Annotated in this window: 19 protein-coding genes and 1 riboswitch; of the genes, 16 read left to right on the top strand and 3 right to left on the bottom strand. The window is 43.5% G+C overall.

The annotated features are described in order from the left end of the window. Positions 1-34: 34 nt before the first annotated feature. Positions 35-1,366 (bottom strand): MFS transporter, encoded by a 1,332-nt coding sequence (locus ASG85_RS31250; protein WP_057306630.1) that lies wholly within the window; start codon positions 1,364-1,366, stop codon positions 35-37. A gap of 206 nt (positions 1,367-1,572) precedes the next feature. On the opposite strand from ASG85_RS31250, the gene ASG85_RS31245 reads away from it, so the two are divergent. From ASG85_RS31245 to ASG85_RS31230, 4 genes are all read left to right on the top strand, one after another. Then, positions 1,573-2,148, top strand: coding sequence for a CBO0543 family protein (locus ASG85_RS31245; protein ID WP_063860440.1), 576 nt, complete (start codon positions 1,573-1,575; stop codon positions 2,146-2,148). After that, a complete protein-coding gene (locus tag ASG85_RS31240) occupies positions 2,132-2,596 on the top strand; it encodes a hypothetical protein (protein WP_060648837.1) in 465 nt (154 codons plus the stop codon). The genes ASG85_RS31245 and ASG85_RS31240 overlap by 17 nt, the downstream gene beginning before the upstream one ends. Positions 2,597-2,786: 190 nt before the next feature. Then, complete coding sequence (locus ASG85_RS31235) at positions 2,787-3,113, top strand: hypothetical protein (protein WP_057306628.1); 327 nt, start codon at positions 2,787-2,789, stop codon at positions 3,111-3,113. A 117-nt stretch (positions 3,114-3,230) separates the two neighbouring features. Beyond that, a riboswitch (FMN riboswitch) is annotated at positions 3,231-3,377 on the top strand. Between the two features lie 197 nt (positions 3,378-3,574). Then, entirely contained in the window at positions 3,575-4,507 is a 933-nt protein-coding gene (locus tag ASG85_RS31230; RefSeq protein ID WP_156390250.1) for a DMT family transporter, read from the top strand. 73 nt (positions 4,508-4,580) lie between these two features. Here the strand turns inward: ASG85_RS31230 and ASG85_RS31225 are convergent, their stop codons facing one another. Continuing rightward, complete coding sequence (locus ASG85_RS31225; RefSeq protein ID WP_057306626.1) at positions 4,581-5,216, bottom strand: FMN-dependent NADH-azoreductase; 636 nt, start codon at positions 5,214-5,216, stop codon at positions 4,581-4,583. 233 nt (positions 5,217-5,449) lie between these two features. Here ASG85_RS31225 and ASG85_RS37380 point away from each other — a divergent pair, with 233 nt between their 5' ends. The 12 genes from ASG85_RS37380 (at position 5,450) to ASG85_RS31165 (ending at position 16,049) form a co-directional block, all read left to right on the top strand. Continuing rightward, entirely contained in the window at positions 5,450-6,154 is a 705-nt protein-coding gene (locus tag ASG85_RS37380; protein WP_060648836.1) for a DUF4183 domain-containing protein, read from the top strand. A gap of 83 nt (positions 6,155-6,237) precedes the next feature. After that, entirely contained in the window at positions 6,238-6,522 is a 285-nt protein-coding gene (locus ASG85_RS31215; protein WP_057306624.1) for a DUF4183 domain-containing protein, read from the top strand. Between the two features lie 214 nt (positions 6,523-6,736). Next, positions 6,737-7,744 (top strand): LacI family DNA-binding transcriptional regulator, encoded by a 1,008-nt coding sequence (locus ASG85_RS31210; RefSeq protein WP_060648835.1) that lies wholly within the window; start codon positions 6,737-6,739, stop codon positions 7,742-7,744. 29 nt (positions 7,745-7,773) lie between these two features. Then, positions 7,774-8,598 carry an ABC transporter permease gene (locus tag ASG85_RS31205; protein WP_057306622.1) on the top strand — a complete coding sequence of 275 codons (825 nt, stop codon included), beginning with the start codon at positions 7,774-7,776 and terminating at the stop codon, positions 8,596-8,598. A gap of 96 nt (positions 8,599-8,694) precedes the next feature. After that, positions 8,695-9,726 carry an ABC transporter ATP-binding protein gene (locus ASG85_RS31200; RefSeq protein ID WP_060648834.1) on the top strand — a complete coding sequence of 344 codons (1,032 nt, stop codon included), beginning with the start codon at positions 8,695-8,697 and terminating at the stop codon, positions 9,724-9,726. Between the two features lie 26 nt (positions 9,727-9,752). Further along, the gene (locus tag ASG85_RS31195) at positions 9,753-10,934 is read left to right on the top strand and encodes an extracellular solute-binding protein (protein ID WP_060648833.1); all 1,182 of its coding nucleotides are present in this window, start codon (positions 9,753-9,755) and stop codon (positions 10,932-10,934) included. Then, positions 10,931-11,776 carry an ABC transporter permease gene (locus tag ASG85_RS31190; protein WP_060648832.1) on the top strand — a complete coding sequence of 282 codons (846 nt, stop codon included), beginning with the start codon at positions 10,931-10,933 and terminating at the stop codon, positions 11,774-11,776. The genes ASG85_RS31195 and ASG85_RS31190 overlap by 4 nt, the downstream gene beginning before the upstream one ends. Next, positions 11,773-12,237, top strand: a complete 465-nt coding sequence (locus ASG85_RS31185) for a hypothetical protein (protein ID WP_060648831.1) — start codon at positions 11,773-11,775, stop codon at positions 12,235-12,237. The genes ASG85_RS31190 and ASG85_RS31185 overlap by 4 nt, the downstream gene beginning before the upstream one ends. A gap of 4 nt (positions 12,238-12,241) precedes the next feature. Beyond that, positions 12,242-13,234, top strand: coding sequence for a CehA/McbA family metallohydrolase (locus ASG85_RS31180; protein WP_060648830.1), 993 nt, complete (start codon positions 12,242-12,244; stop codon positions 13,232-13,234). An 18-nt stretch (positions 13,235-13,252) separates the two neighbouring features. Then, positions 13,253-14,017 carry a glycerophosphodiester phosphodiesterase gene (locus ASG85_RS31175; protein ID WP_060648829.1) on the top strand — a complete coding sequence of 255 codons (765 nt, stop codon included), beginning with the start codon at positions 13,253-13,255 and terminating at the stop codon, positions 14,015-14,017. Then, the gene (locus tag ASG85_RS31170) at positions 14,014-14,925 is read left to right on the top strand and encodes a hypothetical protein (RefSeq protein ID WP_060648828.1); all 912 of its coding nucleotides are present in this window, start codon (positions 14,014-14,016) and stop codon (positions 14,923-14,925) included. Before ASG85_RS31175 ends, ASG85_RS31170 begins: the two co-directional genes overlap by 4 nt. Before the next feature lie 23 nt (positions 14,926-14,948). Further along, positions 14,949-16,049: an NAD(P)H-dependent flavin oxidoreductase gene (locus ASG85_RS31165; protein WP_060648827.1), complete on the top strand. Its 1,101-nt coding sequence runs from the start codon at positions 14,949-14,951 to the stop codon at positions 16,047-16,049. A 992-nt stretch (positions 16,050-17,041) separates the two neighbouring features. Here the strand turns inward: ASG85_RS31165 and ASG85_RS31160 are convergent. Further along, positions 17,042-19,402: an immune inhibitor A domain-containing protein gene (locus tag ASG85_RS31160; RefSeq protein ID WP_060648826.1), complete on the bottom strand. Its 2,361-nt coding sequence runs from the start codon at positions 19,400-19,402 to the stop codon at positions 17,042-17,044. Between the last annotated feature and the right edge of the window lie 466 nt (positions 19,403-19,868).

The following is a 19,868-nucleotide window of genomic DNA, read 5'->3' as shown; positions in this document are numbered from 1 at the left end:
TAAAAATTAGATTGTCCAATTTGAAAAGGATTTATCATTTATCTCCGATTGAAACTAGAACAGGTGCAGTAAGCTTGTACCACACCAACATGCCAAGAGAACTCAGACCTACCAAAAATAAAAGGCCGTAAACATGTTTAAAAGAATAAGGAAGTGACGTATTCTTTTGAATTTCGAGTAGTATGCCGCAAATCGCAACTGAAATTGAACCTCCAAAAAATTGGATCAGCTGCATAAGTCCCATGCCAGAGCCTATTAATGATTTTGGAAGAATGCGTGAGGTCTCGTTGTTCAAAGATGCAATCGTTGCTGAAAAAGCAGGCGAGAAACAAACATAACCAAAAAGTAAAACGATTGGCGAAGCGCCGAGAGTCAAATAAAAAGCAATCATCACGAAAGATAAAATACAATGCCCTATAAACATAAAGCGTAGATTACCGTATCGATCTATCCATCGTCCGACGAAGCGTGTCAAGAATGCCGACAAGATGGCGCCTGGCGCAATGGTTAAGCCAATCATCATAGCTGATTGATCGAACACTTTAGCTAACACCAACGGCATAAGAAATAAATTGCCAAGGTTCAATACTAAGATACAAAACCCGATCATAACAAGCTTACGATAAGCTGGATTGGTCAGCAGTACAGGGTTAATGAATGTTTCTTTCCCATGTTTCAAGTGCCAAGCATGAATAAGCAATGAAATACAACTGACAGCAAGCCATGTCCCAGAAACTTGCGTCACAGCTAACAGCAGCGAAGTCGCATTGACGATCGTTAAGAGACTGCCCAGAATATCGAACCGAAAGGTTGGCGTATTTTCTTTGGGAAGCAAACGCACAAGGATGGGAAGAATGATAAGAACAAGGCAAGTGATTGCGAACAATCCGTTCCAACCCAAGTATTCGCTAATCAAGCCGCCAACGATCGGACCGAGTCCGAAAGCCATTGCACTCCCTGCGGAAATCATGGCGATGGCTGACCCGCGCCTTTCAATTGGAATATATCGACTTGCTAATACTAAACCAAGGCCTGCCATTACCCCTGCGCCTGCAGACTGAAGAATGCGAGCCATGAGCAAAGCATGGAATTCCCGGGCAAATAATCCGAAAACCGATGAAGATCCAAGCACCAAGAGCCCCACGGTCAGCAGCTTGCGAATCGGTACGACATCTGAGAGCCTGCTGTAAATCACTGTCGATAAGGCATACCCGATGGAGTAACTTGAAATCACCCACGATCCGAGATCGGCGGTGATCCCAAGATCTTGAATAATACTAGGAATAGATACATTGAACATCGTCGTATTCATGACAACAATGAACAAGCCAATTGTCCATACCGGCATTACAATTTTATCGTTCATCTAATACCATCCTGTCTAACTAGAGATCTGTTTTATTTATCCCCCTATTATACAAATGTCAGTCAAACATAAAAAGAGCTGCCCGCGGCAGCTTTTTTAGTTTCTTTGGTTTGCTGACTATTCCTTACATGCATAATAGAATGTTCTTTTATCCACACTAGAAGGTATGAAGCAAAAAGCAAAAATGCGAGGGGGAAAGATCTAAAATGGAAAAGATATTACTGCGGATTTTATTTGCCTCATCATTAGCAGCTGCCCCATTCATTTTGAAACGTAAAAACCTGCTCATGTATCTGACTATATTCTTTTCGAAATGTGTTTTATCAAGTTCGATCGATTCCTACTTTATTAAAAAAGGGAAGATATCGTACCCCGTTCGTCCTTTCGCCAAAGTATTTGACACGAATATTTTGTACGATTTGTTATTCTATCCGCTTTTAAGTGTTATCTGGGTAAGATCGACTTATCAGAGCAAGCCAGTTGAACTCCTCACGAGAAGTTTATATTTTAGTGGACCAATGACTTTACTTCAATGGTTTTTAGAGAGAAAAACCGATTTGTTTAGATGGAAATCCTGGTCTGTTCTTCATACATTTGCATCAATTAATTTTACTTTGTTTACAATAAGAGCGTTTGTGGGTTTATTAAAAAGGATTACGCCTGAAGTAAGAGGAGGACATTTTGTAGAGGAACGATCCCATAGCAAGATGCCATCACCTGAGTTCATAGCAAGTTTAGCAAATCACCGACTGCCAGATGACAACTATGCACAAATCCAATAAAATTGAGAAACTATTATGGGCCATCGCACTCCCTGGGTTTGGTCAGTTTTTAAACGGGAAATATGTTAAAGGAATCACGTTAATTATCTTGGAATTTATCGTGAACTACATGTCAGATCTCAATCAAATTATTATTGACAGTTTCCAAGGAAACATTCAAGAGGCCATCCAGAAAACCGATTATCATTGGTTAATGTTTTACCCTTGTCTCTACATGTTTGGTATCTGGGATGCTTATAAAGACGGGGGAGATACGACAGAGTATGCGTATATTCCTTTTGTATTAGGCGCTTTTCTGGGGACGGTAGGAATCATCTATTCGGATGTGTTTCAACCTTTCGGTAGTCTATTAGGTCCGGTTTGGCTGCCTATGCTATTTTCATTTGTTGGTATTGCAATAGGCGTTGTTCTATTTCTTTTTTTAAAACGACGTCATTCAACACTTTAAAGGGTATCCCTGTCAGATAGATAAGACAGCTGGAGATCCCTTTTTCTTTTTTGTATCTATTACTTGTGCGTTCGTATATGGTTTATTCGAATAATAGGATTATATATCATGTGTGTTGGTATATTACCCAATCGTCATTTCTCTCGTACGCATAAGATATAGTATGGGGGAAATGGGGGGGGGGGAAGTAATGCCGAAAAAAGTAGCAGTGAATAAAGAGCCAGTGAAGAAAGATATTCTAAAAAAAGTAATAGAAATGCCGGAAAAAGAAATAGTGAATAAAAAAATGATGAAAAGTACGAGTGCAAGGGAGGGGAGAAATGGTATGACGAGAGTCTCAAGGGAAGAAATTAGTGAAAAAATTAACGAAGCGATAGATGCATTGGGAGCCTCAAAGCGAAGTGTCTCTGCAGATAAACTTAGACGAGCAGAGGAAGAGATTGATAAGGCCTTACGTATTCTTTTAAGAGCGCAACGTGAAATCAGTACGAGAAGAAATTGGTATATATCAGAGTAAAAAATATATGATTGAAGCCAAGCAGGGATGAAATTCCTTGCTTTTTTTATTTATAGGTGTTAATATCACTTTCAACGTTAAACGTTTATATGAGCCAAATAAACAAACGAATAAGATTTGAACCTTCGGGGCAGGGTGAAATTCCCTACCGGCGGTGATGGATACGGAAGTATCTAAAGCCCGCGACTCCCAGTCTGTATAGAGTGGGACTGACTTGGTGAAACTCCAAGGCCGACGGTATAGTCCGGATGAGAGAAGGTGAAGGACAACTTGTTAAAAATTCAATTTTTAATAGGTCTGTTTGTCAATGCCCCTGTTGATTCTAAACAGGGGCATTGTCTCTTTCAGGAGGTTCAATTCAAAACATCATAAAGGGATCTTTGAGCTAATCTCAAAGTCTCTCTTATTAGGAGGTTTTTGAATTGGAAAATGTATTTAAGCTTGGAAGTAAACGCGCAAGTTTGTATTCATCAAGTATCAGGGGTATCAGGGGTATCAGTGGTATCTGGTATGTGGCACTAGGAGCTACACTTTGGGGGTTGGACCCTCTATTTCGAATCTTATTGTTGAAAAGTTTTACCTCTGCACAAATTGTATTCATTGAGCATCTGCTGCTGGCCTGCTATGCGCTTCCGGTGCTGATGAAGTACCGCAAATCCTTAGCCGGCAAACTAACACTAGCTGTTATTGGCGCTCTTCTATTTATTTCTTGGGGTGGATCGGCCATAGCCACCATACTCTTCACTTCGGCTTTCGCTCACGGCAGTGCTAACTCCGTACTGCTGTTGCAGAAATTACAGCCCTTGTTCGCCATCGTATTGGCTCGTTTACTGCTTAAAGAGACACTGCCTTCCAAATTTTTTGCCTATATCATTATGGCGCTGTTAGGTACGTATCTGCTGACGTTTGGTTTTGCTTCACCGGAGATGGGCTTGAAGGACTTAGGCACGTTAAGCTGCTTATTTTCAATTCTAGCGGCCGTCTTATGGGGGGGATCGACCGTCATGGGTAAATTCCTGCTGCAGAAAAATTTGGATTTCCCTGTTGTCACATCGCTGCGCTTCCTGATGGCGATCCCGCTGCTAACGATTGTTCTTTTGGTAAGTGGCGATGCTTGGCATGTAGGCGGTTCTAGTGGTGATCTAACACTTATTGCAGTGAACCTTTTGTTCCAAGCCTTTTTCCCGGGGTTGATCAGCATGCTCCTTTATTATAAAGGGCTATCATCGACAAAGGCATTCTTTGCAACGCTTGCCGAGCTTGCTTTTCCAGCTGTAGGTGTATGTATAAACTGGGTTGTATTTGGTCAAAAGCTGACTGTAGGACAACTCGTAGGCTTCGTGTTTATTTGGTTAACCCTATGGTTAATGAGCCGCAGTAAAGGAAATGTCTAAGCCATATCAAATAAGAAATTATATATTGAACGTAAAAAGAACCCGCTAGATTTAGCGGGTTCTTACTATTTTCTTAGAAACTAGCTGCAACATCTTTTGCTTGTGCAATTGCTTTTTCTTTAATGGATTGAGCTTTATCCGGCGTTACAGCCATGCCTTCAACAAAAATGGCTTCGAAGGAAGGGATACCGTAGAATTGAGAGACTTTTTTCAGGTAGCTAAAGCCACTTTCAAATGCTGCAGCAGGACCTTCGGAATAAATGCCGCCACTCGCTTGAATATGAAGGCCTTTTTTGTTTGTCAACAAACCAACTGGACCACTTTCCGTATATTTGAAAGTTTTACCTGCAACGGAAATTGCATCAATGTAAGCTTTCAATACTGGAGGGAATGAGAAGTTCCACATTGGAGAAACAAAAACATATTTATCGGCAGCCACGAATTGGTCAACGAGTGCGCCTAAACGTGCAACTTTTGCTTTTTCTGCATCAGACAGCTGGTCAAAAGCTGTTCCTGATTGAAGTTTCCCCCAACCGCTGAATACATCAGCATCAATTTGAGGAATATCTTGTTTGAAAAGATCCACATGAATAACCTCATCGGATGGATTCGCTTCACGGTATGCCTCGATAAATTCTTTACCTACCGCTAGGCTGAATGATGTTTGGTGATCATGCGGGTGTGCTGTGATATAAAGTACTGTTGCCATAATTAATTACTTCCCTTCTATACTTAAAATAATTACAGTTGTTATTATAACTTATTTTCAGTAAATATCAAACAAAAAATTAGTTACTTATAATAAAAGGCAAAAATGGAGTGGTCCAACACCTATTTTAATAGAAATAGATCATTGTCTATCCGTTATAAGTTCAAGGTCCATACCTCTAATAGAATAAAAACATAAGATATACAATTGGTTTAAATGGAGGTGTCTAGCTTGTGGTGTTCAATACCCATAAAAAAAATCAAATGAATCCAACTACAAGAAAACATATACGTAAAAAGAAATGTATCATCAAAAAAAAGAACAGCTGTGTAACATCCGAGATAAAATTGAGAGACTCTAGTACTGGCCGGAAAAAAGATTGTAAAAAGAAAATAATGATAGGTAGCCCTCATAGAAGGAAAAAACGGAAACCTGCAGCTTGTCCTCGACCAGAAATTAATATAACTGTTCCGCAAGGACCACAAGGTACGCCGGGACCTCAAGGACCACAAGGTACGCCGGGACCTCAAGGGCCACAAGGCACACAGGGATCACAAGGGCCACAAGGCACACAAGGACCTCAGGGACCACAAGGCACACAGGGTGCTCCGGGGCCCTCGGGACCAATCATCATCCCTATTGTCAACTCTTTGCTAACTGCTGACAGATATTTATTTATTGCGAACACAGATGTTACTCTCCCAACAGTTATTCCTGCAAATCAATTCACAAACGATGAAAATGAATCAGTAGCTGAATTTACTGATCTCAATCAAAATAGTTACGCTAATCTCTACATTAACGGGATCATGCAAGTTGGTGTCTCTTATAATGTGAGTACAAATGCCTTGACCATTATAACCGGCAATGACACCATTTTTGCAGGAACCCCAATCATACTTGAGATCGTTCGATTATCGATTCAAATCATTTCTTGAAATGTTCGATTGTTCGCAATTGATCAGCCCTTCCCTTTTTCTATCACTAGCATAATCTACTTGAGAGAAGGGAGGTGATATAAATGCCAATTACAAAACCCTTCATGGCTTCCAGAAGATTTAGTGCTACTATAGCGGACGGGACAGGTGTAGGTGCTGCATTTAATATTCTTGCTACAGCCACCACCAATGACGCCGGTGCTGCTGCCACAGCTTTTCCAACTGCACCTGCGTATTATAATCTTTATATTAATGCACAGATTCAAACAGCTGACACTTCAACAGTTACCACTACGGCTATTACCATTCCAGGCGGTGATGCACTCGATCCTGCGACTCCAATTGTGATCGAATTTGTTGTAAACTAATTATTTTTCTTGACAAGCAGAGGATCGCCTAGGGAGCATATATAGCTCGCTTATAGGCGGTCTTTTTTTATGAAAAGAAGCATAAGAAAGAATCAAGGTATTTGATTGTTTTGAAGATTTACAATTTATTATCTTGTGGTTGACACAGGAAAAACAAAAATACGTTATTTTTGTTATGTGGGAACGGTCTCACACGAAGAAATGGGGTTGAAGCATGGAGCTTACGATTAAGGAAATTGCCCTGCGTGCCGGTGTATCCAAATCAACTGTGTCGCGGGTGATTTCTGGCAAGGGCTATACAAGCTTGGAGGTACGCGATAGGGTACTCCAGCTGATTGAAGAACTGCAATACAAGCCCAACGCAGTGGCAAGGGCTATGGTTTCACAGAGAACGCACAACATTGGCGTACTCATTTATCGCCAGCATCATCCTATTGCGTCTCATCCGTTTTACGGCAAAATTCTTGATGCTATTTTGATGACAGCCGCAAGCTTGAATTATTCCGTTTTCGTTACGACAGATCATGATATGTCGCTGCGTTCTGCTGATTTTATGATGGAGAAAAGGGTGGACGGATTGATCCTAATCAGCCGATTGCAACAGAACGTCATTGATTACATTGCTAACTTCGGAGTTCCATACGTGATGGTCAATGGCTCCACGGATGTCGACGGGGTCATGCATATTGTCAATCAAGACGAGGAAGGCGGACGGAAGGTCGCTGAGTATCTAACGGATTTAGGGCATCGTCAGATTTTCGTGATCGCCGGACCGCAGACGCATCGCAGCCATAATTTGAGGCTGAAAGGTTTTAAGAAGTACATGGCAGGAATTGGTGTTCCGATCTCAGCATCATCGATCTTACAGGCATCGACCTCCACCTTCGGGGAAGGGTATGAGTTAATGCGCAGCCATTGGGAGCAGTTTCGTGCAGGCGGGTTTACATCGCTTTTTGCCACCAACGATATGATAGCGCTGGGCGCCATGAAGTTTATGTTGGAGCAATCGGTACGCATACCTGAACAGGTAGCGGTTGTAGGCTTTGATGATATCGATTTTGCCGCAATGTTCTCACCCTCTTTAACAACCGTCAGGGTCAATACAGAGGAGATGGGGACTCAGGCCTTGAGCTTGTTAGACAAGCTCATCCGTCAGGAAGCTAACATTGAGAATCCCAAGCAGCTTGTACCCAAATTAATTGTCCGGCAATCGACCAAATAATTTTTATAGGAGAGGAGTGGTTAGTCCGCATGCGCTGGTATCTAAAAGCGATAGGTCCACGTAAAATCGTGGAATTTATCATACTTATTGTGTTCGTCATCTTTTTCTTGGGCCCGCTGCTCAACCTAGCCATACTTGCTTTTACTGGAAAATGGACCTACCCAGATATCTTGCCGCATGAGTGGTCACTGAAATGGTGGACATTTGTGTTACAGCAGGAGGATATCGCGAAGTCGATCGGTTTGTCGTTTATGATCGCATTCATCGTGACCGCTCTATCCATTGTGCTTTGTATCCCTGCAGCCTATGCGTTTGCTCGCATACGTTTTCCGCTTAGTCGGTTCTTCTTGTTCTCATTTCTACTGACTCATGCTTTTCCGAAAATGGGACTTTATGTATCGATAGCCGTGCTCTTTTACAAACTCGGACTAATGAACACTTTGATAGGCGTTGTCTTGATCCATATGATCAATGTGCTCATGTTCATGACTTGGATTCCCACGGCAGCTTTCCGCAATGTGCATACAGCTCAAGAGGAGTCAGCCAGGGATGTGGGGGCGAGCCCATTCCGCGTATTCCGCAGTATTACGCTGCCGATGGCGATGCCGGGTATTATCGTGGCTTCGATCTTTACGTTCCTTAACTCGCTTGATGAGGCTCAGGGTACTTTTCTGGTGGGTATCCCCAATTACAAAACGATGCCGATCGTCATGTATTCTATCATCAGCGATTATCCGGCCTACGCGGGTGCTGTATTTTCCATTATTTTGACAGCGCCGACGATTATCCTACTGCTGGCCGCGCAGCGCTTTGTGAGCGCAGATATTATGTCCAGCGGCTTCCAACTCAAATGACGATAGACCAATTAGCAAAGCAATGCTTCCGATGCGAGTTTTGTTTCGAAGTAATCGCTTAGAAGCAATGCTCAACAAAACTTTTAGGGGGCACCTATGGACATTCAGCTTTCCGTTCAACAATTGACGAAGCGTTATAAAACAGGAGAAGGCGTAACAGGGATCTCCCTCGATGTTCGCAAAGGCGAGCTAATCACACTGCTGGGCCCTTCAGGCTGTGGTAAAACAACGGTGCTTCGCAGCATCGGCGGGTTTCTCGACCCAGATTCAGGCGACATTCTCATTGAGGGCAAAAGCGTGCTAAAATCACCTCCGGAAAAACGTCCGACTTCCATGGTGTTTCAAGGTTACAATTTATGGCCGCATATGACGGTGTTTGACAACCTGGCATTCGGTCTCAAAATACGCAAGATGAAAAAGACTGACATCGATAAGGCTGTGAACGAAGTGCTTCAGCTGGTTCGCTTGCCTGGAGCAGAGTTCAAATATCCCGGTGAACTCTCCGGCGGTCAGCAGCAGCGCATAGCAGTTGCGAGATCCTTGCTCCTTAAGCCTGCTGTTCTTTTGCTGGATGAACCCTTTTCCGCACTTGATGCGAAGCTTCGGCACGAGATGAGAGAAGAGCTGCGGGAAATTCAAGCCAAGACTGGCCTTACGATGGTATTTGTCACGCATGATCAAGAAGAAGCGTTATCGATTTCAGATCGCATTGTCGTTATGAACCAAGGCAATATTGAGCAAATTGCTACACCGCAAGAAATTTACGATGAACCGAATACGCTGTTTGTTTCCCAATTTATCGGTAAAATGAACTTTTTGAAAGGGGTGATCACGGCCGGCGGGTTGACCGTAGGGCATCTAAGTTTTCCAAATATAAAAAATCTGTCCGGGCAAGTAAATCTGGCCGTTCGACCTGAAGACGTGATAATAGAAGGTGAAGAGGGAGAAGGCCTTTCCGGCGTGATCAAACAGGTTATGGTACTTGGGCATTATGCCGAAGTGTCCATCGATTTGCCAGAGTACGGCACAATCCGGGCATTTCAACCAAGGGATTTCGTCAAGGATCTTCATACAGGGCAACAAGTAAAAGCAAGCTTTGCAAAAGTTTTAGCGTATCCGGAAAATTAGACCTATATCCCAAGGAGGAATTATCTATGTTTCGCAAGAAATCCGCTGTTATGTTAGTGACATTAATGACTGCTACCGCTGCTTTTGTATCTGGGTGCGGCAGCTCTTCAACGAATGCAGGTTCTGCAGCTCAAAGCACCAGTCCGGCCAAAGAAGCAGCTGGTACTAAACAACAGCCTGTCGAGTTTAACTTCTATTTTACCGGCTCGCAAAATGTCAAAGATCTGTGGGATACGTTGATTCCCATGTTTGAGAAGACAAATGCGGATGTTAAAGTGAAACCGGTCTACATTCCTTCAGGAACAGGCGCACAACCAACCTATGACCGCATTACGGCTGCCAAGCAAGCTAACAAAGGCTCAGGCGATATCGATTTATATGAAGATGGCTTGTCTTATGTAACTCGGGGGCAAAAAGATGGTCTATGGGACACGTTACCAGGCGACAAAATTAAAAACTTGGCAAATGTTGATGAGAAAACGTTAAAAGATATCTCCAATCTCGCTATTCCTTATCGTTCATCAGCGGTTGTATTAGCTTATAACAGTGACAAAGTAAAGACACCTCCAACTACTTTGGATGAATTGTACGATTGGATCAAGAAAAATCCAGCCAAATTCGCTTACAATGATCCATCCACAGGGGGTTCCGGTAATTCTTTTGTAGCGACAACTCTATATAAATTCCTGCCAGAAGAAGCCATCCATAATTCCGATCCAAGTGTTGAAAAAGGGTGGGATCAAGGCTTTGCGCTGCTCAAGGATCTAGGGAAATCCGTATACGGCAAAGGTATTTATCCAAAGAAAAACCAAGGAACTTTAGATTTACTGACGAGCGGTGAAGTTGATATGATACCGGCATGGTCGGATATGGTTCTTGAGCAATTGGCGAAAGATCAGCTTCCAAAAACAACAAAAATGGCGCAAATCAAACCAGGCTTTAACGGCGGACCAACCTACTTAATGGTTCCTAAGCTTTCTGAAAAGAAGGATGCGGTTTACAAATTCTTGAACTTCGTTCTTTCTTCTGAGGCACAAGCTGTGGTTGTAGACAAAATGCATGGTTTCCCTGGGATCAAGCTTTCCAATATGTCGAAAGAAATTCAAGATTCATTCAAAGGTGCATCCGAAGGATTCCGCTCCTTCAATATCGGCGAACTAGATAAAGATATGACCAAACGCTGGCAAAGTGAAGTTGCTGCCCAATGAGTAAACAAATGAAAATGGGGATACTGGGATTGCTTCTGGTCATCCCCTCTTTTTTATTGCTCTTCGTCACTGTCGTCATTCCTATCATCATTTCCTTTAAAGAAAGCTTTACCAATAAGTCTGGCGGTTACGATTTGTCCAATTATACGTATTTATTTACGGATAAGCTGATGCGCTCCAACATCATTTTTACACTGGAAGTGACAATTATTTCGGTCATTCTCGTGCTAATTATCAGCTACGCGCTGGCAGCTTATATGAGGTTTAATAACGGTACGATGGTGAAATGGATTCGCAATATGTATATGATTCCAATCTTTATCCCATCCGTTATCGCTACGTACGGTTTAATTCAATTGCTTGGCAACCACGGTTGGGTGTCCCGCATGTTACTTCTGGTCAACGGTGGGGAAATGCCGCGTATTATTTTCGACATGAAGGGGATTATTATCGCCAATTTGTGGTTTAACATTCCGTTCACAACGATGCTGCTTGGATCAGCCTTATCCGCTGTCCCCAATTCTGTCATTGAAAGCGCGAAGGATGTAGGGGCACGGAGATTGCAAATCTTCGTCCGTTTCATTTTGCCGCTTACGTATAAAACTTTGCTCGTTGCGATTACTTTTGTATTCATGGGCGTGATCGGTTCGTTTACGGCTCCATTTCTGATTGGACCCAATGCTCCGCAAATGCTAGGTGTATCCATGGAACAAGTTTTCGGTGTTTTCCAAGAAAAACAACTAGCTGCGGCTATCGCTTTCTTTACGTTCCTGCTATGTTCAGTAATGGGATACTTTTATATCCGCAGTATGATCACGGAAGAGAGCGCGAGGTCACGATGAATCAACTTATTCTGGATGTACAAGGAATTGTACATCCCAACTCCTCCAAAACACATATTTCGTATCGGTTTCACTTAGGAACTCAAGGTGGCAAGCTAAGGATCCATTTTGCTTATGAACCTAAAAACTTGGATGATTGGGAACAATCAAAAACGATGATTTTCGAGAGTATCGACAAGTACACGGAACCCAATCAGCGTGAGCGGGTTCAGGCGAAATGGGAATCCTTCCTGCCGCTGAAAAACTTAATAACGGTGTCCGTTGACGACCCTGAACGGCACCGCGGTGCGGGGCATCGGCATGATCCTGAGCAGCTGTTGGTTATTAATGAGCTGGAAGCTTCGCCAGGCTTTGTCAGTGGTAAAATGCTTGCAGGCATGTGGCACGTTACGTTAAGTTTGCATGCGATTGTTACAGAAAGCTGCCGTTACACCTTACAAATTCATCAAGAGGAGGAATAGCGGCATGCCCTGGATTGCTTGCGAATTACACAGTCATACTTTCCACAGTGACGGAAGACAAACGCTCATGGAGTTGGCTAATGGTGCAATGGCGCTTGGTTTCGAGTGTATTGCGTTGACCGACCACAATACCATGACGGGTTTGCATGATAAAGATGCCGTGGAGCAAGAAACCGGAATTTCGATCATTTCCGGGATGGAATGGACGACCTTTTACGGGCATATGGTGACAATCGGACTGACCAATTTTGTTGACTGGCGTCCGGCAGGTCCAGACGATATCCATAAAGGGATTGCCGATGTTCATAGGAGTGGGGGAATTGTCGGTATGGCACATCCTTATCGCATAGGAAGTCCAATTTGTACGGGTTGTTTCTGGGAATTCAACATCGAGGATTGGAACGATATTGATTATATCGAGGTTTGGTCTGGCACGTTCCCTTCGATTAAAACAGACAACGACCGCGCTTACCGATTATGGACCGACAAGCTGAATGAAGGCTACCGGATTGCGGCAACGTCAGGGCGAGATTGGCACGCCCAAGAGCAAACGGATGAACCGGTATCGGTGACGTATCTCGACATCGATGACGGGGAAGGGACTGTGACGAACCGAGCGGTGCGTGCACTCGCGGCTGGTAAAGTATCGGTAACTATGGGACCTTTGGTAACGCTAGAAATTGGGACAGATACTGCGTGCTATGGTATCGGCGCCGTCGTTTTTTCGCAGGATCACTCCCACAGTTATAAGCTCCAAGTAAACATAGATTTTCATGTACGGAAAGAGATTTGGGATTTTCAGGAACCCCATTATACGCTAAACTTGATTGGGAATACCGGTGTTCTAAGCGAGCAATTCGTTACTATGGATCAGCCGAATTACGAGATCGAAATTCCTGGTGATGAACTTCTATGGATTCGGGCTGAGCTCAAAGGTAACGTTCGTGGAGTTCGCACATTGATTGCCTTTACGAATGCTATATATGTAGATCGATGAAAGGGAGTGTTTTGTGGCATGGGTTATCGATTTCCACTCATAACCGCTCACTGCGGCAGCATGAACACGATTGATCATACGCTCGATTCCGTGCAAATGGGAATTAGGCTCGGTGCAGACGTGGTTGAGGAAGACGTTAGAGTGACGAAGGACGGCATCCCGATTTTGGCTCATGATGATGAATGGGTTACCGTTGATGGCTTGAAAATGTCCATTTCGCAAATGCTTTTTGAAGAATTAAGAGAGCTTCAGTTTGAGGTCACTCATGGGGAACACCGTGAAACGATTCAAATCTGCAGACTGGAAGATATGCTTCCGCTTATCCAAGCTTCGGGTAAAGTTGTGAATTTGGATTTGAAAGTGGACGAGAGTATCGAACCTGTTGCTTCATTGGTGAAGCAATATGGGATGTCAGAGCAGGCTTTTCTATCCGGTTGTGGGATGGATCGCGCGATGCTAGCAGAGCGATTGAACCTAGAAATACGCAAACTGCTCAATACCGACCACGACTTGTTTAGAACACTTCCGTATAGAGATGCTATGGTACAAACCTGCGAGGATGCGCTTGCAGCCTCCTGTTTTGGCATCAACATCCATTACAGCATCGTGAGCCAAGAGTTAATGGATTATGCAACATCCCTAGGGCTTCCGGTTTATGTATGGACTGTGAATGAAGAAGACTTAATGATGCAGTATGCAGATTTGGGTGTTGCATCTATAACCACACGAAATGTTGCAGCTCTGGTGCAAATGAAGCAAAAGATGCGTGGTGAGCGTTTATGATTGAAATCTACGCCCATGAATTCAAACTTGCTAGTGAGACACTTGCGGCCAAAATGCTGAGCGGTGAAGTTAAAGCGGGAAGCGCCTATTATCAAGCCATCCTTCCTTTATTGGAGCTGCTCCAGCAGGTTTGCCCTGAGCAATCCGAATATTCGGCCTGGCGGGCGGAATATTTCCATCTGGATGGAAATTTACGGCGCGCGGGCGAGCAGTATAAGCGAACACTGGAGCTGGCTCCACCTGAGCCGCTGGAAGAGCGCGAAATTCGCTTTATCCGCAAATTTTGCCCGATGTTACTTACAACGCCGCTTGAGTGTTTTCCTCTAAAGGATGTGGCGGCTGTTCATCATCCGACACTTCCGCTTATTGGCTACCATTTGTTTTGGGAAGACGATTACGATTTCCCGGATGATTATGAGCCATGTGATCATGAAGAGATTTGGGTAGAGTACGATCCACACACGGAAGCCGTTACGAATGTACTGACCTTTTTTCATAGTAGTGTCATCGAATCACAGGCCGCCGTACAGGAGGCGCATGAAAATGACGGGCGCCCAATCGTGCGCATTGAGTGGGGGAAACACGGTTCGCTTCTCAAAGGTTGGGAGAACTTAGTGATCCCGATGAAGGAAGTCACTGCCATGGAGTGGTTGCAGGAGACTTTTGAGCAGGTGAAAGCTGGCGGGCGTGTTCCCGATCATCCCTTGAAGCGGCATTGGCCGAAAGGATTCGAAGGTGGCTTTGAAGATTTTACCAACTTCTCGGTCCCGGTCGATCCGCTGCAATTTCTTAATCAAAAGCCACTTCTTTTCAAATCACTATGGGTAAATGCTATTATATATACAGAGGGGCTGCTGTACAATTTCCATCCGAAGATGGAATGGCCGCAACGCTTTCAGCGCATTTAAATCAGATCTCTCTGGGGGATACGATGAGAATTCAACTTGAAACAGACCTTTGTAAAATTTTTAATATTCGTTATCCGATCTTTCTCGCGGGAATGGCGGGAGGCCCTGGAACCGTTGAGTTGGTGGCATCTGTCTCTAACGCAGGAGGACTTGGGACGCTGGGGGCAGCCTACATGACGCCTAGTGCAATCCGCAAGGCAATTCGGGAGATCCGACAGCTAACGGATGCGCCGTTTGGGGTGAATTTATTTTCAATTCAAATGACGGACAATAATGAAAGAACGAAGGAAGTTCAGCGAGAGCTTAACCAGGTAAGAAACGATCTTGGAATAACGCAAGCAACTGAGGAGCTCGTGGTAACTCCGGACTATTTTGAGGAACAGTTTGCGGTAGTGTTGGAAGAAAAAGTGCCTGTCATTAGTACGGCATTTGGTGTCCTTCCTGAAACCCTGATGCGAAAAGCCAAATCGGCTGGCATGCGTATAGTCACCATGGTGACCACGGTTAATGAAGCTATTTTGGCTGAGCAGTCCGGTTGCGATGCCATAGTTGCACAAGGAAGCGAAGCGGGCGGTCATCGGGGAACATTCGACATTTCGAATCATCCAATGGGTGCAAACATCGGCACATTAGCGCTGGTTCCGCAAATTGTTGATTGTGTTCAGATCCCAGTCATTGCCGCTGGAGGCATCATGGATGGTCGTGGACTTGTCGCCGCTCTTGTTCTTGGAGCGCAAGGTGTACAGATGGGAACGCGTTTTTTGACTGTGATTGAATCCGGCGCTCACGTCTCCTACCAGGAGGCACTATTAAAAAGTACCGAAGAGAGTACAGTCATTACCAAGGTGTTCTCAGGTCGACCAGCAAGAGGGGTTCTCAACCAATTTATTAGACAATGGGATGCGAACGGCGTAGAGCCACTTCCTTTTCCTACGCAAAATACCGCTACACGCGATATTAGGAATGCTGCAGCTAGTCAAAGCAATGCTGACTATATGTCCTTGTGGGCAGGACAAGGTACCAGAATGCTTACATCCGGACAAAAAGCGGGTCATATCGTGGCTGAAACGATCCAACAAGCCATGTCCATTTTGTCGATTGAAAGTGAAGGGAATACCAAATAAATGGGGCTCTCCCAAGAGGTTTTTGAACAGTGACCCGAATGATGGACACTTTGAAAGAAGTGACCTCTCTCGGGTCTTTTTACATTAATAATCAATGAATAAGAAAGGTTGAGGATTACGCGGGGGAAGTAGTTGGAGTAGGGGGTTTGAATGAATCCATCTTTTCGGTTGAATGATGTTGTATTTAGTGCAACAATTCTGTCTAGATCCTGCCTATTTCCCTTCGTTGTTGCATAATGTACAACAATTGGGCCCCATACAGGCCATTTCGCAACGAATGGGCTTGAAATGTTGTACAAACTACAACTTGAGCTTACAAAATAGCCTTTTGGCATGTGAATTGTTGCAGAAATTAGTCAATTTCATAATTCAAACCTCTTGCTACATAAGGACTTATAGCGCATTCAAAAACAGTCACCTACCCAAGGCATCCATTAGGTGCCAAGATATCATGTTATTCTCCGTTTAAATAAAACGGATAAATCCCTTTCTGAATTCTGTAACTACCGAAACTACACTTCACTTAAACGTTAAGAGTCTCTAGGGACTCCTATTTTTACAAAATACGCTGAAAATGAAGAAATAGCAGTCTCTAAAGGCTCTTATCCGATTGCTTTTCTACCGAATCTACACGTCACTTGAAGGTTAAGAGTCTCTAGGGACTCCTATTTTTACAAAATAAGCTGGAAATGAAGAAATAGCAGTCTCAAAAGGCTCTTATCCAACTGCATTTCTTCCGAAACCATGCTTGGAAAAATCGGACTTTTATTATGAAATTGACTCGAAATTACAACATTATTCTTTTTGACTTCCTCGTCAGGCGGGAAACAAAAATTAATTTTTCAAAACGTCCCGGTCTTTTTAGGGCATTATTTACATCCCAAGGCATATGGCACGATCATATCCGATCGCATATTTTTTGTCGTAAATTGTTGTAGCGGAATTGAAAAACGGAGCACCGCATCATTGCGGGCTCCGTTTTCTTTTTATCCTTATTTATGAATCCAAACTAATCCAGCAGAATTATCTTTTGCCTCACCGACAACTCGGAACTTCAATCCATAATTCGGCACAATACGGCCGGCGTCCGGAATTACTGTATTCATATAGCTGTTGGAGTCTGAAAACTCCTCTACACCATGCATGGATTTGTAATTATACTCGCCTCTAGTTGGGTTATTGATGTACCACGAAGGCGTTTTGTCCAAGGAGAAGGCCGCGTCCGCAACTTGATAACGAGTCGTTTGAGCGACGGAATCCTGTCCATCTTTTTGGAATATTAAAGCGTCAGAATGAGCATCGACTACGCCAAGGAATCCTTGTCCTGGATGGATACCGACCCAGTTATCTAGATAACTGTCATCAGCATACCAAACGACGAGCCCAGTATTATATTTGACACCACGGCTGTAGGCAAGAGCTTTATCGGCTCCAGCATAGTTTCTCCATTCCAGATAGTAATAGTGCTTCTTAAGTTCCATACCATTCGATACAACAAAGCCATCCAAGTTAAATTTAGCAGCGCCTTCGGCATCGTCTGAGAATACGACTTGACCATTTACGGTTAATTTCGCATTATCCATTGCAAAACCATTCAAAGCAAGTCCGCCATCCGTGACGTAGTCAAAGTGGAGGGTAACCTTTTTGCCAGCAAAATGGCTTAAATCGTAGGACTTGTCAACCCAAGCTCCGTTCGTAGTTTCCGCACGTGCGTCGCCGTTCGTATCATTGTCACCAATGACATCGAGGGTAACTTGTTCATTATAGGTTGATGCTGTAACTGTTAAGTAGTCATACTCAAACTCGACATCATATAAAGTTTTAAAATCAAATGTTGCCGTCTGTGCTTGGGTTAAATCAAACTCAGGAGTTGAGAGTGTGGTATGAAGATTATCGCCTTTTGTACTGTAATAATAACGTGCACCGAATGCTGGTTGAATACCTGGAACTGCTTTATCCGGCAAATTGACTTTAACAATAGCCGGGTTTTTCGACTTCGTTACACTTTGATCTATAATGGCGGATGTACCCAATTTCGTAATGTCTGCGGCATCAATTTCACTCACATTTGCCCAATTTCCGCCCATTGTTTTCTGGAAAAACTCTTTATTTTGAGGTGAAAAAGAGCTAGGTGTTGTGCCGGCAATTTTACCGTTCCAACTACCGCCGCTCATGATGGACCAAGAAGCAACGGGCTCACCTTGTCCAGTATACTGGGTATCGTATTCATCTGGCAGACCTAAGTCATGACCGAATTCGTGAGCAAAAACACCTACTGCACCATCTTCAGGTTGAATGGTATAGTCATAAGCAGCCATACGGCCACCCCAATAGTCGACCCCCGCAGTCGTGCCAGCAACAGGATACACACCATTTAAAGTCCAGCGGTGAGACCAGATGGCATTATCGCCTAATTGTCCGCCTCCAGCTTCTTGGCCCGTTCCTGCATGAATAATCATCAGGTGGTCAATGATCCCGTCGGGTTCGTTTTGGTTACCATCCCCATCAATATCGTATTGGTCAAATTTGTCATAATCAGCCAGATTAATACCGGATGCTGCAGCCGCATTTAGAGCATCTTTCACTAGATCGCGAGGCCCCTTAGGGTTTAAGTTATCATGACCGCCAGCCGGGTTATCATCTCCGTATTGGGCAGCTTGACCAGGAACGGTTAACCAATCGGATACATAGCCATTTACGGTATAACTGCCACCGGATTGCTCTTCATAATATTGTTTGAAGGTTTGGATCTTAGAACCATCGAATAAGGTGAAATCTGAATTTCCAAACATCAGCTTCTGATAATGATCTCGATTGAAATCGTTTGCGTACATGTAACCAGGCTCTTGCTTTACGTTGTTATGTTTAAAGTCTGAAAATTCCGTCAAAAGAACGAGTACTTTGTCTTCACGAACAGAACCGTTGTATGTATCTTGTTTTGCCGAGGGTACGGGTAAGCCATTTGGATTGCCTTTTTTCAAGTTCTCTTGGCCTATGTTCAGTTGGGAAAGCAGCTTGGTTTTCTGCTTCGCTATGAAATCCTTTGACTTTTTGTCTATTTCATCATGATTTGTGTCTTCTTTTGATTTAACACTTTTATTGTTTTTAGCTGCTACGTAAGACTTGACGGCTTTGGCTATTTGTTCAGGCGTGGCACCTTTGCTTAACAGCCCTCTGTCCATTAACCCTTTTGCCAAACGCTCATCGTCTAAAATATTAAAATCTACCGGCGGTGCTTCAAGTGCCTCTGAGTAGTCGGATTCTGCTGCGAATGCAGATGATGTTGTGAAAAGTCCTGCTGTTAAACTTGTTGCTAGTAATAGTCTAGTGATTTTCAAGGTGCTTTTTTTCAAAATGAAACCTCCTACAATAGAGTATGAAACCTATGAAACCAACCTATTGATTTAACCATTGGTATATTAAAATTAAATAATAGTTTGACTATTCTAGTAAGTGCTTTTAGTCCTGCGCAGTTTGACCCATATATTTCCTATTTCGACCATTTCCTTGATTTTTCGCAGCATTTTGATAGGACATTAGTGCGCGTTCGACATCGCAATTTTGTTCTCTTTTATATTTAACTAGACTCTAGTATATAGTCAGACGAGCTAGTGAGTCAGAAACATGAAATCTCCCCATCTAATGGATGTGGGAGATTTTTTTGATTTGTAGAGTTTTGGGGCAGGCGATGCTTATCCCTTTTTTGGCTTAGTTTGCTTTGGATTCTGTTGATTGAGATTTTGATTTCGATATTGAGTGTGGTTGAGGTTGAGGTTGTGCTTCTGATTCTGATTGTGGTTGTGATTGTGATTATAGTTG

Source organism: Paenibacillus sp. Soil724D2 (genome assembly GCF_001427935.1).
In the GTDB taxonomy this organism is placed as follows: domain Bacteria; phylum Bacillota; class Bacilli; order Paenibacillales; family NBRC-103111; genus Paenibacillus_E.
The sequence above is the reverse complement of the archived record's forward strand: the minus strand, read 5'-3'. Positions and strand labels throughout refer to the sequence as shown.

Bases quoted from the DNA above. Each gene is read 5' to 3' on its own strand.
- ASG85_RS31250 (WP_057306630.1), bottom strand. From the start codon at position 1,366: ATGAACGATAAAATTGTAATGCCGGTATGGACAATTGGCTTGTTCATT.
- ASG85_RS31245 (WP_063860440.1), top strand. From the start codon at position 1,573: ATGGAAAAGATATTACTGCGGATTTTATTTGCCTCATCATTAGCAGCT.
- ASG85_RS31240 (WP_060648837.1), top strand. From the start codon at position 2,132: ATGCACAAATCCAATAAAATTGAGAAACTATTATGGGCCATCGCACTC.
- ASG85_RS31235 (WP_057306628.1), top strand. From the start codon at position 2,787: ATGCCGAAAAAAGTAGCAGTGAATAAAGAGCCAGTGAAGAAAGATATT.
- ASG85_RS31225 (WP_057306626.1), bottom strand. From the start codon at position 5,216: ATGGCAACAGTACTTTATATCACAGCACACCCGCATGATCACCAAACA.
- ASG85_RS31215 (WP_057306624.1), top strand. From the start codon at position 6,238: ATGCCAATTACAAAACCCTTCATGGCTTCCAGAAGATTTAGTGCTACT.
- ASG85_RS31210 (WP_060648835.1), top strand. From the start codon at position 6,737: ATGGAGCTTACGATTAAGGAAATTGCCCTGCGTGCCGGTGTATCCAAA.
- ASG85_RS31205 (WP_057306622.1), top strand. From the start codon at position 7,774: ATGCGCTGGTATCTAAAAGCGATAGGTCCACGTAAAATCGTGGAATTT.
- ASG85_RS31200 (WP_060648834.1), top strand. From the start codon at position 8,695: ATGGACATTCAGCTTTCCGTTCAACAATTGACGAAGCGTTATAAAACA.
- ASG85_RS31195 (WP_060648833.1), top strand. From the start codon at position 9,753: ATGTTTCGCAAGAAATCCGCTGTTATGTTAGTGACATTAATGACTGCT.
- ASG85_RS31190 (WP_060648832.1), top strand. From the start codon at position 10,931: ATGAGTAAACAAATGAAAATGGGGATACTGGGATTGCTTCTGGTCATC.
- ASG85_RS31185 (WP_060648831.1), top strand. From the start codon at position 11,773: ATGAATCAACTTATTCTGGATGTACAAGGAATTGTACATCCCAACTCC.
- ASG85_RS31180 (WP_060648830.1), top strand. From the start codon at position 12,242: ATGCCCTGGATTGCTTGCGAATTACACAGTCATACTTTCCACAGTGAC.
- ASG85_RS31175 (WP_060648829.1), top strand. From the start codon at position 13,253: ATGGGTTATCGATTTCCACTCATAACCGCTCACTGCGGCAGCATGAAC.
- ASG85_RS31170 (WP_060648828.1), top strand. From the start codon at position 14,014: ATGATTGAAATCTACGCCCATGAATTCAAACTTGCTAGTGAGACACTT.
- ASG85_RS31165 (WP_060648827.1), top strand. From the start codon at position 14,949: ATGAGAATTCAACTTGAAACAGACCTTTGTAAAATTTTTAATATTCGT.